The sequence below is a fragment of the Paenibacillus sp. UNC451MF genome, from assembly GCF_000686845.1.
In the GTDB taxonomy this organism is placed as follows: domain Bacteria; phylum Bacillota; class Bacilli; order Paenibacillales; family NBRC-103111; genus Paenibacillus_S.
This window is the reverse complement of record NZ_JMLS01000020.1, coordinates 87,015-103,982: the sequence shown is the minus strand read 5'-3', so window position 1 is coordinate 103,982 and position 16,968 is coordinate 87,015. Positions and strand designations below refer to the sequence as shown.

The following is a 16,968-nucleotide window of genomic DNA, read 5'->3' as shown; positions in this document are numbered from 1 at the left end:
GCACCGTTTTTCCGCTATTCGCACCTTGATTCATTTCTCCGCTATGATGCAAAAAGTCATAATAACTTAGCTCAACAGTTACGGAGTTGGTTTATAAATAAGAGGCTATCTCCTAGGTCATTTCTGACCTTGAGACAGCCCCAGTACAAATCAATATTATTTTAGCAATTTTAAAACCCTATAAACCATGGTTGCCACTTCTGCTCTTGTTGCTTTGCCTTCCGGATTTATCAGGTTGTCACTACCCTCAATAATTCCTGCTTTCACAAGTAAAGCGACGCTTTCCTTGGCGTACTCTGCAATGCTAGATGCATCCTTAAAGGAATTTAAATCGTCTTGGTTCCCCTTTAACGACAACTTCCCTGCTTTTTGAAGAGATCTAGCAATAAGCACCATCAAATCTTGTCTGCTAATTTCTTCAAGCGGATTAAACTTGTTACCGCCAACCCCTTCTGTAATTCCCAGAGCTTTTGTTACTCCCAGAGCTTCATAATAATAATCGTCTTTATTCACATCATCAAAATTGGAACTAAATTCAGCTTTCAGGCCAAGAGCTCTTACAACTATTAATAACATATCAACTCTTGTAATATGTTTCTCTGGCGAGAATAAATGATCTGATGTCCCATTAACAATTCCTTTATTAGCCAAATCTTGAATGGCATCCTTAGCCCATAAATAGTTGTCATTTACATCTTTAAATATTTGCTTTGGAGTTGTGTCGGGCTGCTTTGTGGGTGGATCAACAGGTGGCTGCTCGGTCACAGGCGGCACTTGGGGTGAAGTTGTTGAGCTGCCGCTACTGCCACGGCTACCGCCGCTGCTTCCTAGCACTTTGACGACTGCCGTTCCAGCCGCTACGTTGCTTCCGTCAATCACTTTTGCAGTAATGATTGCGTTACCAACACTTTTAGCTGTAACCTCCCCTTTATCATTAACTGAAACAACATTCTCATCACTTGAACTCCAGTTGATTGATTTAATATTTGAATCATCCGGCGTTATAGCTGCTGCTAAAGCACTTGACTGACCTCTTTGCATCGTAATTTCACCTGGTGTGACAATAACGCTTGCAGCAGGTATTCTTACATCTACATTAGCTGTCATAGTAAAGTTACCGTCAAGTGTTTTCGCTGTGATGACAGCAGTTCCTTTATTAACAGCACGGACAATACCATCCGTATCCACTGCAGCAATATTGGAATCGCTTGAACTCCACAGTACCGTCTTATTCGTTGTGTTGCTTGGGGATACTGTAGCAGCCAGCGCTTCAGATTGACCCTTGAACAGAGCAAGATTTGTTTTATTTAACTCCAAGCTTTGAGCCGCAACCGCGTTAGGATCATTATAGAGATATACTCTCAACGGTGCTTTGAAGAACGGCAGCATATCGCTTGTTACCCCTTGCGGAAGCTTTGTCTCATCAACAACGCCAGTAAGGTTGCTAATTAATGAATTAAGTTTATAATTCGCTTTAATTGCTGCAACATCCCAATTCACCGGCAAATCAACAGAGGGAAGCACACCGTTCGCTGCCCCCGGTTTATAGGAGGTATATGCTTTAATTGTAGATGGGAACAGGGCTTTAATCGCACTATCGGATGCAGTACTGATATTAAAAGAGGCAGGCACTGCAATTTCACGATCGACGCTCTCATATTCTCTGATTATGTTTACCGTATCACCTTGCTTAATCCAGTCCTCGTTAATTCTGGAGAAGGTAATGTTTTTAAAGCCGCCCAAGGATTGGTTAGCAGAGTCCATATCAAGCGCCGAGAAGAACCGGCTGAAGCTGATCAGGATATCCCCATTATCTCCTTGAGTTATGGCAGGGTAATGGTAGCTTCCCATACTGCTTCTTGTATCCAGGGCAAGATGCCTTCTGTATTTCCACGTTTTTCCTTCATCGTCCGATAGGGCGACAGCCAACGTGTTCCGGTTCGATTCCGTATCTACGTGAACGAATGCCCAATTACCGCTCTTAAGCTGCAGAAGGTCGTGTCCTACACCCGGATCCTGCAATTCAGGAACATCCTTGACCGTCGACCATGTCAATCCCTTGTCCTTAGACTCGGAAGCCACCACACGATAAGGTCTTGGACCGTTGTCACGCATGTAAGCTACAATCGTGCCATCTGTTCTTTGAGCCATCGTAGCCTGAATGTTGGCGACACCTACAATGGGCTCACTCATCTCCCAGCGAACCGAGTTATCCGCAAGAGGTTTGGAAGGATCATACTCTGTAAAAGCCATTATGCTCATTTCCAATATGTCGGAATAGAGAGGCAGGAGCAAACGAATTTTGCTGTTGCCTAAATCTACTGCAAACGGCTTATCTTTCGTTTGCCAGCCGAGCCGGCGGGCATACGGATAGCCTGAACGAGGTTCAGTAATTGCGTCCGCTACTGTGGGAGCATACAGATATTTGGTTGGGTCACCCCCAATCAACTGCATGGTCTGCATGACTAAACCATCAAATTCAGCTTCATTTATTTTACGACTCATACCTGCTCCGCCGTCAGCAATTGGTTTGAACAAATACTCTTTTTGCTCATCAAGCTTGGCTTTTACTGTATTCACGAAACCTTTGGCCAACTCTTGGTGCGCTACAACAGGTGCTGTGGCCCAAGAAGGTCTTGATGCTGCTCCAGGTCTATCATCGAGCGACAGACTTATATGATCATCTGCGCTTTTCGGATCGACTACACCGCCAATATTTTTACCAAGTTTTATCCCAACATTCTCTGAAAATGTCCAATTCGGCACTTTGTTTCCAACCGCTTCAAGCTCATAGCTGCCTTTTTCGGCATAAGCATATCTAGGCTGGGAAGTTTGCCATCTGCCCGCCAAAACGGGATACCAAAAAAACCAGAGGCGGTCGCCGGAATCAACATATACGACTGGATTAATATCAGCAATATCTTGAGCATCGGTCATTACAAACGAGTTCATCCATGTTTTTCCTCCGTCCATGGAACGTGCTCCCATAATCTTTGTCGTAGTTGCATCCCGTTCGCCATTTCCCTGAAACCATACACACAACAACTCACCGCTTGGCAGCTCTACAATACTGGAGCCATGTACGTGGTCGCCTGTAGCACCATTATCCTTAATTGGTTTGAAAATACTTACAGCTTGATCGGAAATGTTAAAAGTTCCCGTAGTAGCAGCCAAGGCAGGAATGATACTTGTTGCTGAGATCGCGATACAAACAGTCAGTGATGTTAGTAACTTGAATTTCCTGTTCATCTGCATTACTCCTTTCATTGGGTAACCTTAACAATGAATTTATAGATTGTTCCGTATTTATTGCTCACAGCAGTTATCAGCGCAGTTCCTGGTGCCATTGCATTTACGATTCCAGTCGTGGGGTTATTCGTAGCGACAGCAGGCATGTCTGAAGTCACTGTCAGTGTATCGATTGTTGCATTGGACGATTGTCCGCCTATCGATAGATTGTAGGTCAGTTGTGTAGTGTCTCCTACCTTCAGTTCAATTGTCGGCAACATGGTAACACTGTCAATAGACGGTAATTTTCCAGAGCCGTAAGTTGCTGTCACAACAGAATTAAACAATGTTCCAATCTCGCTGCTTGCTACTTTAGAGAAGCCAATCGTTCTGTCTTCACCACCAGATGCAGGAATCTTATAAGTATAGTTCATCAAAGCGTTCCCAGCTCGATCAACGACAACCGATGGATATTCATAGCTCTCACCGTTGTTCATGCCATCCTTAATCATGATCGGCTTCCAAGTCAATCCTTCATCGGATGAAAGCAATAAACTGAAAGAATTTCTATTTCCGTCTTGTTTAGGCTTAACTACGCTGCGTGCGGTTTCTTGATTTGTAGCTAGCAACCAGTTGCCATTTGGAAGCTTGGAAAGTTCAAAACCGCCGTCGTTTTTCAAATAAGGATCAACTTTTGGAACACTCCACGTAGCTCCGTAATCGGTTGACTCCGAGTATGTAGTGTGCCAAGCCATGCGTCCGTTTCTGCCATCTAACTTACCGCTTCTAAAATAACCGCGAATCGTGCCATCCTTCTTTTGAATCAGTGAGCCTTGAATCGTACCTGATCCTACAATGGGGTCACTAAATTTCCAGGTGATGCCGTGATCATCGGTATACGCGCAAACGGAATTGGCCAATGAATCTGAATATAACGGCAATATTAATCGTTTGGTAACGCCATCTGCAAGTGTTACTTCAATCGGTTTATTTTTTGTTTGCCATCCAAGTCTGCGGTAAATGGGTCCCCATGTATTTACGTCATTGTCTGCACCAGAAGAACGCTCAATTGAATTTTTAATAATTGACGGCTCTTTTATGGAAACTCCCGTGGTAAGCATAGTAATGATTTCATCTGTTCTTCCCGAATACACATCATCGTAAGGCTTCGCGGATTTCAAATATGAAACGTACTGATCATATTTATTTCTCATCTGGACAACAAAGCGGTCTGTAATAAAACGAGTACCTCCGCCAAACTTTGTAGTGACGGATACGTACTGTGACGGGTCCAGATAAGTTGCAGCAGTCACAGAACTTGGATTTACAAACTTAATTTCGGCACCCTTGATGCCATAAGTCCACTGTCCATTTAAGAATTTGCCCTCACCAAACATGCCTTCACCAACATTGGTGTATATTGGCTGGGGATAATGCCACTTCGGGTTTCCGCCATTGCGAGCAGCGTACTCATAGCTGCCCATTTCGGCATACATAAATTTAGTTTGAGTAGATACCCATTGGCCATTGTAAATGACACCATAGAACAACCATAGTCTTTGTTGGCTATCTACGAAAAGAACCGGGTTGTTATCTGGGAAATCCCATGTATCATAAACAACAAATGGTTCTGTCCAAGTGTTCCCGCCATCTTTCGAGCGAGAACCGATCAGCTTGGTTAAATTCCCATCTCTTTCTCCATTTCCGTTAAACCATACAGAGAAGAGTGTGCCATCTGGCAGTTCTACCATAGTGGAACCGTGATTCGCAATCTTGTCGTTGGGCATCATTCTAGAATGACTAATGCCTTGCGGCGCTGCTGCATCCGCAACTACAGAACTAAACACGCTTAAAATTAACATTAGAGACAATAAAAAGCTTAAACGTTTCATCTTTTCCAACTTCCTCAAGCTGGGTCACGTCCTTTCCTATTGTTAATAAAAACTACCCTTTAATGCCTGTTTTCTTGCAAGTGTATGCGTTTACATAACAATCAGTGAATTCATCACAACCGCTAAGCACAATGGATGGTACTAATAATGAACCCGTTATTGCAATAATCCTCAATTATTATTTCATCGAATAAATCCTCCCATGTCATTGGTTTGTCTTACACGAGGAGCATAGCATAGCTTTTTTGAACATTTGAATATCCAAATTGGTGTTACAAGTGCCGTTTTTCCGCTATTTAGACCTTGATTCATTTCTCCGCTATGATGCAAAAAGTCATATTGCACGATAAAAAATCACGATAAGACGATCTGTAGGAATGTTCGTGCTGAAAATTCTCAATTCCGAGCTATCCGAATGCACAGATCGAGATTCCGCCGAGAGCAAGACATACATCGAGATGTTTCATGCGGAAAAACAACAAAACCGGCACTCCATCGGAGTCCCGGTCCCTACATCCACCTATCCAACTTCACTCAACCGCCCATCCCTAAACTGAATAATCCGCTTGGCCTCCCGAGCAACCGCCAGATCATGTGTAATCAAAACGATCGTCCTGCCTTGCTTATTCAATCTCTTGAAGATGTTCAATATCTCCACACCCGTGTTCGAATCCAGCGCCCCTGTCGGCTCATCCGCTAAAATAATCGCCGGATCACCTGCCAGTGTCCGGGCAATTGCAACCCTCTGCTGCTGCCCGCCGGACAGCTCCGAGGGCAGATGACGCCTGCGATCCACCAGTTCCACCGCTTCCAACGCCTTCATGACAAGCGGTTCCCGCTCCTTCTTGCTCATCCCCCGATAAATTAGTGGCAGTTCGACGTTCTGGTAAGCATTTAACCCTGGCAGCAGATTGAAGCTTTGAAAAACAAATCCGATCTTCTGATTCCTTATCTCAGCCAACTGAGCATCCTTCAGCTGATTAATTGCCTTCCCATCTAGTACATAATCTCCATAATCTGCAATATCCAAGCAGCCAATGATATTCATCAACGTAGATTTACCCGAACCTGACGGGCCCATGATCGCCACGAACTCGCCATGATCAATCTCTAAAGAAATATCATCCAAGGCACGAATCGTTTCTCCACCCATAACATAATTTTTACTCACATGTTCGATCTGGATTAAGGTCATTCCTTTCGCCTCCATTATCTGGACCCAAATAAATGAAGTATGCGACCCATCAACCTCAACGCTTCGCCTTATAAAACTCATGATATAGCTTCATCAGCGCCCTCTTCTCAATCCGTGAAACATAGCTGCGTGAAATCCCCAGCTCTTTGGCTATTTCCCGCTGAGTCCGCTCTTCTACGCCGTGCTCCAAATCAAAGCGGCCTACTGCCACTTCTTTCTCTCAATGATCGAGGTTATCCAAATTTTTGTAAATTTTCGATTTTCAATTTTCAACTGCACTTTATCTACGACATCATCGGCTTCTGTACCGAGAATATCTATAAGCGTAATTTCATTCCCCTCCTTGTCCGTACCAATGGGGTCATGAAGGGATACATATGAACACGAAACGATTTAATTTTGAAAGCTTCTTAAACTGTTTGCCAATTTACCTATGCAATTTGCGGATTTGGCATACTAATACCGTAGACCTAAATTTTCAGTTTGATATTTTTTCTTTGCACATTACGATAATGGTTATTCCGGTATCCTTACAATTCAATTGTATGTTGAACAGTGCACGTCAATGCGGGGGAAAACCCCTCCATTTTTTATTATTCTAGTGTACTTGATCAATATTTCTACTTACTGCATACACATTTACACAAAATGTAAATGTGTATGCGAAATAAGCCCCTTTTGGGGCTGTTTCAATAACACCAAAAACAAACAAGCGATGGATCGGTTCCACCGCTGCGCTATTGTACCCTTCGTTAAATTACTCGAACCATTAAAGCTAACTCTCCCTTAAGTGCTTGTCAATCAAGAACGGCTTGCCTGCCCACGCCTTCTTGGAGGTCAAGTCTGCTTCTCCATGCCAAAATGGATACTGCGGTGTTCCTGCCTCTCCGGACAAGCCGGTCAACTCCAACCAAGGAGCCATCCCAGACAGCAATCGTCCTAGTGCTTCCAAATAAGTATACTCGCTTCGATCAGCCCTGCCTTGAACGGGCATCCGCTCCTTTAGCCTGCGCTCGGCTAAAGCTTCCAGCACCGGCTTGCCCATTCGCAGCATCTACTCTAACCATTGATCTCGATTCGTCGTGTCATGAATCATGCTCTGTTCCTCCAATTCACGCGTTTATTTTCGAGATAACAGGAATTCGGCATCCCGGATGAGATAATCTGCATATTGGGCTGATATATGCTTGCCTTTTTGTGCCTTGACTTGGTTCACAAAAGCAGCTAGGCTGCCGGCAGTCAATTTGCTCCTTAAGCTGTTTGCAATGCCTGAGTTATCAATCCAACCTTCATTTCTAAAGCGCTCGATCAATGTGTGCAATGCTTGGATGCTTGTCGTTGTCTGGAACGTCACCGTTTGGCTGCTTACGTTCCCTGCCAGATCGCTTGAACTCACGACTAATTGGTGGGAACCAAGAGGTAGCGTATAAAGCGGTACTGTCACGCCTTGTTGTACTTCATTCGCATCAAGAGTTATCATCGTCTTGCTGTTATCAACCCCCGACAAGTTATCGCTAATCGACAAAACCGGCGAAATATCAAGGGAATCGTCAACCGTACCGTACACCACACCGGATACTGTGATCACCGGAGCCGTCTTATCCAGAGTGAAGACGACCGTTTTTGCCTTTTCCACATTGCCGGCATTATCTACGCTCCAATAAACGATCGAATGTGCCCCTTCGGTTGTAATGTTAACGGAACTCCCCGCTTGTGCAGTGTTTCCGTCTACCGAATAATAGGTTACCGCTACTCCGGAGTCGTTGTCTACAGCGTTGAAGTCAATTGTAGTATCCTGGTTTGTCGGAGCCTTCGGTGCATTATCCATCGTTACAGGTGCGATTGTATCGTTGTCAGCAAGATAACCTAATTTGTATGTGTATAGAGGACTGGTATTTACCGGACGCATAAAAGTCACATCAGGCAAGCTTCCGTCTGCTTTTCTGGGTGCAGATAATTGGGCCATATCCAAACTTACAAAATCTGCATCCGTGATGTTAAGACCGCCATTTATGGTCCAAGAATTATTCGTTACATTTTCCGCAGGATTGTTATCATTTATAATTGCCTTGCCAGCATAAGCAACATTATAATGCAATACTTCTCTGTAACCGGGGATGTCACCGACTTGAGTCGGACTCACTCGCTCCAGCATATCGAAGTTGGCTCTACTGTTTTTATAGGCAGTGTTATTAGTCCAGTTAGCTGCTTGACCCGGCTGATGATTAGCATAAAAGCCAGCGCCTCCGTTATTAACAGATAAAGAATATTTAACGGTATGAACGGGCAGCGGATTAGGAAGTCCTTCTGTTCTGGTAGTATATCCGCCGACTTTAAAGCCATTTTTATCGCCTTTCCCATCCTGATTTCCCCTATGATTGAAGGACCAGGAATGGTCATAGACTACCGACGCACTCGAACTGATGCTGTCAAATCCATCATCACTGTTATTCCATGCACGGGAGTTAATGAACGAAACGGGACCTGCATGAGCACCAAAACCATCTGTATTTCCAGCCGATGTATCCGTTGGTCCAATATTGTTGTACGAATCACAATTAAGAACAGTTCCTGTACCTCTTGTAGTAAAATAAAAACCATTCGCTTCATTATCATGAGCAGCTACATTCTCAAAATCGGCTTGACCGATAACTCTAAAAACCTCGGATTGCTTTTGATTGCCTACTTTTACCCCTATCACATCAAATCCTTTAAATTTGATACCCGTTACTTTATCCGCTACACGAAAAGCAGCCACACGCAGATTCGTCGGGACATTTTTGAAATCAAAAACTGGCCTTTCACCAGGATAAGCTTCATAGGTAATCCCGCTCTTAGTAATATCATGTACATAGTTATAGTTACTATCGGTATTGGCAATTTCAAAATCATCATAAACGCCTCCGCGAATATATACGGTATCCCCAGAGGACGCTGCTGATTGCGCTCTAGTGATGCTTTTAAACGGAGCGATTTCCGTTCCCGAACTGCTATCACTTCCCGTTGGAGAAATGTAATAACTTGCAGCAAATACTGAGGTTGATATAACAAATAATGCAGCTAAACTAATCGTTATCGTAGCGACACCAATTTTACAAATTTGACTCATAGAAAAAAACATAGATTTAATTGATGTTTCCATAATTAACTCACTCCTTTTTAATCTATGACCATTACAACCCTCACACCTATGCCGGGAGTCTTTGCATCTGTTCCGGAAGCGTTACGATAGGCTGAACGAACCATGGATGGGTCGTCTCCCCAAGCTCCTCCGCGTAATACGCGTGAATCGCCTGAATTTGGACCTTGCGGATCAGAAACATCACCTTTAGGATATGGGGTTGCATACCAGTCATTACACCACTCCTGAACGTTTCCGTACATATCGTATAGTCCCCATGCGTTCGGCTTCTTCTGACCTACCGGATGAGTAGCCGCATTGGCATTATCCTGAAACCAGGCATAATCACCTAGAATGGATTCATCATTACCAAAGTCCCATCGAGTACTTGTACCCGCACGTGCCGCAAATTCCCATCGTGCTTCCGTTGGCATGGTAAACTTACTTCCAGTCTTGTCTTGAAGCTTTTTCAGAAAAAGTTGAGAGTCATCCCAGCTAACAGTGTCTACAGGTCGTTTATCACCTTTGAATTTACTTGGATTGGCTTCCATAAGCTCTTCCCATTGTTCCTGGGTTACCTCATATTTTCCTAGATAAAATGGTTTAGTGATCGTGACCTTGTGTTCCGGAGCCTCATCCCCCTCTCCTGTGATTAAAGAAGATCCCATTGTTAACAATCCTGGATTAATAAGAACTAACTCCATGTTTATGCCATGCCCGATATCAATGCTTACTGCTTTAGGTAGATTTGCTGCATGGCGTGTTTGTTCAGACTTTTGATTGCTGAAAAAAATTAGACCGGCACCCGCTATGCCTAAGACTGCCAAGAATGTTAGTAGAGAAAACTTAATCTTCATAGTCACCTTCCTATTATTTTGGTGTCATAAATGAAATCCCCTCCTCTCTTACTTCGCACTCGCGGATCGCAGTGCATTGTTTACCTCTTCTTCGGTTGTACGAAGCATAGTATTGATGTCCATCTCTCCATTGACTACTTTCATCGCATTTGTCGTATATTTACCTAAGACTCCGGCTTTGCTTTCACTCACTGTTTTTTCTGCCATTGCCGGAAATTTGGAGAAGAACGCCGAGAAATTCTTGTCTTTGTACGCTGAATTCTGCCCAAGAGTTTTTTGAATCGTCTCGTTCTTCAAAACGGTCATGATACCGTTCTTGGAAGCTTCTAGCTGATACTCATCGGATGTCAGATACTTGATAACCTCCATAGCGGCATCTTTATTCTTTGACATCTTCGTCACGGAAATCACTCCGGGATATGCTTGTGCGCCGACGCCCGGCATTTCCTTGAACGTAGGGAAGGTAACGACATCCCAGTTCATCGAAGCCATATCCTGAGCAAATACTACCGGTAGCAGAGGAGAGGCTGTATACATTGCTAATGTTTTTTCTTTGACGAAGGTGTTGGAATCAGGAATCTTACCTTTTGATTGCTCAATTTTTTTCTTGTATATATTATTTTGCGTAGGGCGGATTAGCATGGTATCGATGACTTTTTTCCAGGTGTCGTTATTGATCGTAGCTTTATTGGTAGAGCTATCTACAAGCGGAAGAGAGAATTGGTTGGAAACGAATACTTGGTTCAGGGAAGGGGATAGGCCCGTGTAGATAACACCGCTTTCCTCCCGGGTCACTTGATTCGAAAGCTCGATGATTTCATCCCAGGTCATTCCATCCTTAGGATAAGGTACTCCAAACTTATCAAATAGATCTTTATTGTAATAGAGGGCCATTCGGTCGTTATAAAGCGGTAAACCGTAAAGTCCCCCGCCGGACATCTTATTCAATGAATCAATCATGCTCGGTTCGAAACGGTTCAAGTCTACGTTATGCTGCTTAATCAAATCCGTCATATCGAACGCCGTTCCGCTGTCGAGTACGGAGCTTGTGAACGATGCAATGGAATCCCACTGAATATCGATTTGTGCTCCGGACGTCAATAGCTGCTGTAAATCCGTACTATTCGGTACACGCTGAATATATTTAATGGTATATTTTGGAAATTTTTTGCGAATCGCGTTGCCGAATCGCTCATTAAAGTTCTCCTCAGAATCCTTACTTACGGAATAGAATACAAGCTCTACCGGCTCCACATTTTTCTTAGCTTCCTCTGCTTTACCTTCATTGGGCACCCCGTTGCTGCACCCTCCCGCAATAAGTGATAAAGTCGTGATCAATGACAATCGAACGGACCATTTCTTTCTTTGTCTCATGGAATCCTCCTTAAATAACTTTTTAGGTATTTGAGCGTGCTGGCTTCGTAAGACATCAAATCACCAATCAGTTTGTAATGTAACCGCATTCAAAAGGCCTTTTGCGTATTCTTTGAATCAAAGTCTGAAGCTCCAAGGACACAGGAGTACCCTCGGAACTCTTCAATTTACACTCATTGCGGTAACTTGGTTGTATCCCGCTCCAGGAACGAAAGAGGCATTTCCATTTCTCGAACCTCATCTTCCGCGGATTTTCCTTCGAGCTTGTTAATCAATTTACGAATGACAGCTTGTGCTTGATCACTATAGGGTATTTCCCAACTCGAAATTCCCGGGTAGCTATTAATGGCTACGTAATCGTTATTAACCCCGATCAGCATCATTCGCTCCGGGATAGGAATCTGCAGTTTGTTCGCAGCAGACAGCAGCTTCAGCGCAATATTATCATCAAAGGCAATGATGCCGATCCGCCCCGAATGCCGCTGCTCCAAGCTCGTCAAATAAAGCTCATAATCCAACTCTTGAATATCTGCAGATTCATGAAGTAAACCGCTTCCAAATTTCCGGATCCCCTCCCCGACTCCGATCCGCCGCTGTTCATCGATTATTTTTGAGCCTTTGTGCCCTACATAACAAATCGCAGTGCAGCCTCGCTCAATTAGAACCTTGCATGATTGCTCGCAGGCCCCGGCAATTCCCAAATTAACGGAACCGATCGAGATGTCCTCGGGCCAGCTCCAGCCGTTGATCAGTACCAATGGGGTTCCTTGATTCACTATGGACCTGGTAGCCTCCATCCCCATGGCCAAGCCATGGCAAATGAGACCGTCTACTCTCCGCTGTAACAATATCTCAAGATGCCTTCGCTCAATGTCGGGGTTGAGTCCGTTGGAGGAAAAAACCGTCAAGTGGTAACCGGCATGGTGCGCTTCTAGCTGCAAATGCTCCGCTAATGTACCGTAGATGCTCTTGAAGCCTGGTATAATGAGACCGATTTCAAATGTTTTCTTTCTACTTAACCCCGCTGCCATTATGTTTCGTCGATAACCCAGTTCATCAGCTGCTAATTCAACCTTGCGGATCGTTTCTTTCGATGTACGAATACCGCCTCGGTTAAGTACATTGGAAACGGTTGCAATTGAGACGCCTGCAAATTCCGCTACATCGACAATGGTGACTTGTTTGGTCTTACTCATAAGCAATTCATCTCCACTTTGTTAAACGTTTAACACACTTATTAGGTTAAGCTTAAACGTTTAACATGTCAAGAAAAATATGGAAGTTCAAGGAGATTACTTACTCTCTCTACCCTACCTCGGCAAGCTCCAGTGACTGCTTTCTCTAAATAGCAAAAAGGCGTAATCTCAGCTATGTAGCGAAGATTGCGCCTTTATCTTGCCGGTTACTTTCCTTTTTTAGGAGAAAGCTTCACGGTATTGGATGGAAAAGCATGATGAAAGTGAAACAGTTTGTGTAATACCATCCCAACCAACGAGTACTCCAAGAGCTTCGCCAACGAATCGTAAAGGAACTAGTGTACTACCGTTGATAATTTGTCCCTGAGCGCTTAAAGCTATAGGAGCATTGTTTTTATAAGCTATTTCTTGTCCAACAGTTAAGAGTATGGATGTATCCAAGTTTAGATCGCATCGCAATGAAAAAACTTATTTAACTACGATCCAAAGCTTTCCTTACACATTATCTCACTTTCTGTAAAGTTATGTTTGGATCACCATCGAACCGAGAGGACGCGGTGGACTAAGACTTGAAAATCAAGTCGTAGCCTGCCTCTGCTTCTATCCGATTATTTTCGTCGTTCCGTTGCTGCTCTACCATAAGCGCATAAATCTTCTAATCGGCGTTCACCCTTAATCAACCTAAAGAGGTCGCTCATGTCATACCATCAGGACAACTCCTATTATGTCGATTTAGTTGCTGAAGCCTTCCTTCATTTCCAAACAGTATTCGGTCTTACATTGATAGTAAATCATTCTTATGACTGATGCCTGTCACCATTCTACAGTAATTATCTTACCGGTAGTTGAGGAAGATCCGTACGTTGGGAAGCCTCTTTGACTGTAACGATTCGACCACCCCATTCGGCACCGTTCAGCGCACTGATTACGGTTTTCATTTTATCGCGAGGTACTTCCACGTAGCCGTAACCTTTCGATTGTCCTGTCACTCGGTCAACAGCGATTCGAGAGGATATAATAGGTACGTATGGTTTAACCCAAGCTGCTAGATCGTCCACACTGACGGCAGGGGATATTCCACTAACTTCAAGTGTAGCGATCCAGTAATCCGACTCACTCACCGATCCCCCTATCGCATTGTTTGTGCCTATGTTCAGCGCTTGCTTAATAGCCCCATTCGCGTCGACATTGATCATCAAAAGCACGCCTGCCAATACGCCAATTAGAAAAGTGCCGCAAACCGTTAAAATCGTTCTGCGATTCATTGCATTGCCTCCTAAAATAATGTTGTAATTCCAATATACCGTAGACAGCGTAAACAATCAGTAATAAATAACACAAATTATGATGTAATTCAGTTTCATCTTCCCGTAAGCGAGCTTGAAACCCTTCTCGGAGACGAGATAAAAGCTGCATAAGCGATCCATCCTGGCTAATTCTGCACCTCGTCGAAATCTCGTCCATAACTTTTGGTTCAAAATTAATCTGCTTCGCATATAGAACAAGTGTGCTAAATAGATAAAAGATCTTCGATTTTGAAACCCTCCGATTCGACTTACGCGCTTACGATTTATACAGGGTCCTGTATAACTCTTGTAAGGATCATAGCTGGAATTTTGTGATCGCCCGTTCCTTCCTCGATGGATATCAATCGGTTAACAAACTCAATAATGAAGATTTTGATCTTTTGAAGGTCTGGCTACGTTTTCCTCAAACGACTTACCTTTTGCTCAGGCAATTTAATCATAGAAGCCTAAAAGATAAAACAACTTCGGAGAAAGAATTTCTGCGAGCTCTTAAGGACGAAAGGAGAATTGCTTTGTTTCTTAAGCACTTGGACAAATACGCAAGATAATTTGTTGACTTCATCGATATTTATGTGGGTGAAACGGGCCGCTGTCCAATGTTAATAGAACAGCATAAGTAGCTTCCCTAAGTAATATTAAGGTAATAGACAAACTCAAAACGCTAGTAAAAACAAGGTTTAGTTCGGAGGTTGAAGTGTTGCTTTGTTTTTGATTTTCATAGATGGTTCCTGAATTCAGGATCCATCTTTTTTATTTCTCAACTTTGTTGAAAGAATAAAGTCCAATCTCATGATTGTCCCCCTATTGCCAAGCGCCGATAGCTTGCGTTGGTACAAATGCCCATAAAATGGGCACATGACTCAGTAACAAATGAGGATATGTTCTATAAAGATGCTTAGAAGTGATCGATATTTCCATTACTCCCTTATTTGGTGTGCGCGGTTAGTTAGCCAGGATTTATTTACCATGTAGTGTTACGTATATCTAATTACTTCCTCCACATAATACAATACACCAATGAAAAAGGAGTGATTACCAATGGCAAACAACAATTCTTTAGTAGTGCAACAAGCTCAGGCAGCATTGAATCAACTGAAGTATGAAGTAGCCCAAGAATTAGGTATTCAACTATCTCCAACCGGTTATAACGGAAACCTTGCAACCCGTGATGCAGGTGCAATTGGTGGAAACATTACTCGTCGATTAGTCCAAATTGCTCAACAGCAGCTTTCAGGTTATAAACGATAATAAACAAAACAGACCCAGATACCACTTTCTAGTCCTCCTCAAGTGGTAATAGGGTCTGTTTTTCTCTTAGGAACATTTTTTTGCCACTAAAATACAAAGTATTATTAATTCACTTTTCAGCTTCCTCCTAATGCGCCCACCAAAAGATTTATGCGACAATATTGAATCACTAATTTTATCTCCTGAAACAAAATCTATCCATTGAATCATTGCAGTTCCTGTTTTAGAAACTTCATCTAATGTTCCATATAGAAAAAAGTAATAAACTCATCTATCGACGATATGAGTATGCGAGCCGTCAATCTATAATCGTTATTATGCACGAAGACCGAGGCAGCTATCATTACTGCTTCGGTCTTCGGATGCGCTGTTTCTTTGGAGTTCGCCATTTGTAATAGCTAGCCCTCGGTATTCCTGCAATGGTTAACAGACATGTAGCCTAAGAAACTCTGCTGTGAATTCTTCAATAAAGTAGCCTTATTCTTCTTCCAACAAGTTAGGATGAGTGTAATAGTTGGAATGCGACAGTATGCCCTGCTTAGGCCATCGTTACCGGCTGAGCCTGCTCTTCGTCGCCTGTCTTGCGTTGATTTACTCGTTTGGCCCACCATGCAGTTAGAATCGGGACCAGAATCGCTGTGACGATGACACAGGAGGCGATAATAACGGTTGCAGATGGAGCAACATCTGCGTATTTAGGGTTCGCTGAAGCTATGACCGCAGGGACTGCAGCCGCATTACCTGCCGTTGTTGCTGCTGCGATCCCCGCGACTCCGTTGCCGCCAGTGAGCTTGTCCGCCAGCATACATACGGTACCCGTCACTATGACTACGAATAGGCCGAGCACGATGCCGGTGATGCCAGCCTGATACACTTTGCTAAGGTCAATTCCACTGCCAAGAGCAAACCCGATGAACGGAATGAGCATTGCATTGCCTTTACTGAACAAGCTGCGGATATCCGGATCAACGTTGCCGAGAATCATCCCAAGCAACAGGGGGAGGATCGAGCCGACCAGGTAAGGCCATGGAAAGACCGAGATGCCGGCGATGCCGAGCGTGACCATTGTGATGAATGGCCCCGTTTCCAAAGCCATGATCGTCGTGGCTCCGATCTCTTCTTTTTTGCCGAATTGATTCATCAAGGACATGTACAAACCGCCGTTCGTATCGTTCATAGCAACGATTATCGCAAGCACTGATAACCCTCCCATGACCATGCCGTCTCCGATGAATTTACCTGCGATAATACCGACAATAGCCGCAATCCCGACCTTGGAGATGATGAGCGCGCCGCCTTTTTTAATTATTTTCGGTGTCACCCTGAAATCGATCGACGTTCCTAGACAAAAAATGTTCAGAGCGATGAATGGCAGCGCCCCCTTGAACAAGCCCTCAGTAAACGATCCAAAAAATGTAGGCATATCAGGAAGCAGCGTGTGAAGAATCGCGCCTAACAGGAGCGGAACCAGCATCATACCCCCGGGTATTTTTTCGACTTGCTGTTTTAATTTCATTATCGTACACCCTTTCCGTAATGAAAGCCTATGA

12 protein-coding genes and 1 pseudogene are annotated in these 16,968 nt (G+C 43.8%); 1 reads left to right on the top strand and 12 read right to left on the bottom strand.

Annotation, left to right across the window (positions count from 1 at the left end; genetic code table 11):
• Positions 1–156 precede the first annotated feature (156 nt).
• From BP97_RS38990 to BP97_RS0120175, 11 genes and pseudogenes are all read right to left on the bottom strand, one after another.
• Positions 157–3,249 (bottom strand): exo-alpha-sialidase, encoded by a 3,093-nt coding sequence (locus BP97_RS38990; RefSeq protein WP_028550733.1) that lies wholly within the window; start codon positions 3,247–3,249, stop codon positions 157–159.
• A 14-nt stretch (positions 3,250–3,263) separates the two neighbouring features.
• Positions 3,264–5,120: an exo-alpha-sialidase gene (locus BP97_RS0120220; protein WP_028550732.1), complete on the bottom strand. Its 1,857-nt coding sequence runs from the start codon at positions 5,118–5,120 to the stop codon at positions 3,264–3,266.
• 520 nt (positions 5,121–5,640) lie between these two features.
• On the bottom strand, positions 5,641–6,315 hold the full coding sequence (locus BP97_RS0120215; RefSeq protein WP_036746229.1) for an ABC transporter ATP-binding protein: 675 nt from the start codon (positions 6,313–6,315) through the stop codon (positions 5,641–5,643).
• 55 nt (positions 6,316–6,370) lie between these two features.
• Positions 6,371–6,690, bottom strand: a pseudogene (locus BP97_RS36965) (sigma-70 family RNA polymerase sigma factor); the annotation flags it as partial.
• Positions 6,691–7,090: 400 nt separating this feature from the next.
• Positions 7,091–7,360: a DUF2264 domain-containing protein gene (locus tag BP97_RS39795; RefSeq protein WP_028550730.1), complete on the bottom strand. Its 270-nt coding sequence runs from the start codon at positions 7,358–7,360 to the stop codon at positions 7,091–7,093.
• A 75-nt stretch (positions 7,361–7,435) separates the two neighbouring features.
• Positions 7,436–9,457, bottom strand: coding sequence for a right-handed parallel beta-helix repeat-containing protein (locus BP97_RS41125; RefSeq protein ID WP_231506349.1), 2,022 nt, complete (start codon positions 9,455–9,457; stop codon positions 7,436–7,438).
• A gap of 17 nt (positions 9,458–9,474) precedes the next feature.
• Positions 9,475–10,293: a formylglycine-generating enzyme family protein gene (locus BP97_RS0120195; protein ID WP_028550729.1), complete on the bottom strand. Its 819-nt coding sequence runs from the start codon at positions 10,291–10,293 to the stop codon at positions 9,475–9,477.
• A 48-nt stretch (positions 10,294–10,341) separates the two neighbouring features.
• Positions 10,342–11,667 (bottom strand): ABC transporter substrate-binding protein, encoded by a 1,326-nt coding sequence (locus tag BP97_RS0120190; protein WP_028550728.1) that lies wholly within the window; start codon positions 11,665–11,667, stop codon positions 10,342–10,344.
• A gap of 173 nt (positions 11,668–11,840) precedes the next feature.
• Positions 11,841–12,863 (bottom strand): LacI family DNA-binding transcriptional regulator, encoded by a 1,023-nt coding sequence (locus tag BP97_RS36955; protein WP_051620808.1) that lies wholly within the window; start codon positions 12,861–12,863, stop codon positions 11,841–11,843.
• 219 nt (positions 12,864–13,082) lie between these two features.
• Complete coding sequence (locus BP97_RS41745) at positions 13,083–13,304, bottom strand: copper amine oxidase N-terminal domain-containing protein (RefSeq protein WP_197035505.1); 222 nt, start codon at positions 13,302–13,304, stop codon at positions 13,083–13,085.
• A 389-nt stretch (positions 13,305–13,693) separates the two neighbouring features.
• Positions 13,694–14,128: an RNA recognition motif domain-containing protein gene (locus BP97_RS0120175; RefSeq protein WP_197035504.1), complete on the bottom strand. Its 435-nt coding sequence runs from the start codon at positions 14,126–14,128 to the stop codon at positions 13,694–13,696.
• Positions 14,129–15,208: 1,080 nt separating this feature from the next.
• Between BP97_RS0120175 and BP97_RS0120170 the strand changes: the two genes are divergently transcribed.
• A complete protein-coding gene (locus BP97_RS0120170; RefSeq protein WP_028550726.1) occupies positions 15,209–15,418 on the top strand; it encodes an alpha/beta-type small acid-soluble spore protein in 210 nt (69 codons plus the stop codon).
• Positions 15,419–15,956: 538 nt separating this feature from the next.
• Here the strand turns inward: BP97_RS0120170 and BP97_RS36950 are convergent.
• A complete protein-coding gene (locus BP97_RS36950) occupies positions 15,957–16,934 on the bottom strand; it encodes a 2-keto-3-deoxygluconate permease (RefSeq protein ID WP_036746225.1) in 978 nt (325 codons plus the stop codon).
• Positions 16,935–16,968: the final 34 nt, after the last annotated feature.

Bases quoted from the DNA above. Each gene is read 5' to 3' on its own strand.
- BP97_RS38990 (WP_028550733.1), bottom strand. From the start codon at position 3,249: ATGAACAGGAAATTCAAGTTACTAACATCACTGACTGTTTGTATCGCG.
- BP97_RS0120220 (WP_028550732.1), bottom strand. From the start codon at position 5,120: ATGAAACGTTTAAGCTTTTTATTGTCTCTAATGTTAATTTTAAGCGTG.
- BP97_RS0120215 (WP_036746229.1), bottom strand. From the start codon at position 6,315: ATGACCTTAATCCAGATCGAACATGTGAGTAAAAATTATGTTATGGGT.
- BP97_RS39795 (WP_028550730.1), bottom strand. From the start codon at position 7,360: ATGGGCAAGCCGGTGCTGGAAGCTTTAGCCGAGCGCAGGCTAAAGGAG.
- BP97_RS41125 (WP_231506349.1), bottom strand. From the start codon at position 9,457: ATGGAAACATCAATTAAATCTATGTTTTTTTCTATGAGTCAAATTTGT.
- BP97_RS0120195 (WP_028550729.1), bottom strand. From the start codon at position 10,293: ATGAAGATTAAGTTTTCTCTACTAACATTCTTGGCAGTCTTAGGCATA.
- BP97_RS0120190 (WP_028550728.1), bottom strand. From the start codon at position 11,667: ATGAGACAAAGAAAGAAATGGTCCGTTCGATTGTCATTGATCACGACT.
- BP97_RS36955 (WP_051620808.1), bottom strand. From the start codon at position 12,863: ATGAGTAAGACCAAACAAGTCACCATTGTCGATGTAGCGGAATTTGCA.
- BP97_RS0120175 (WP_197035504.1), bottom strand. From the start codon at position 14,128: ATGAATCGCAGAACGATTTTAACGGTTTGCGGCACTTTTCTAATTGGC.
- BP97_RS0120170 (WP_028550726.1), top strand. From the start codon at position 15,209: ATGGCAAACAACAATTCTTTAGTAGTGCAACAAGCTCAGGCAGCATTG.
- BP97_RS36950 (WP_036746225.1), bottom strand. From the start codon at position 16,934: ATGAAATTAAAACAGCAAGTCGAAAAAATACCCGGGGGTATGATGCTG.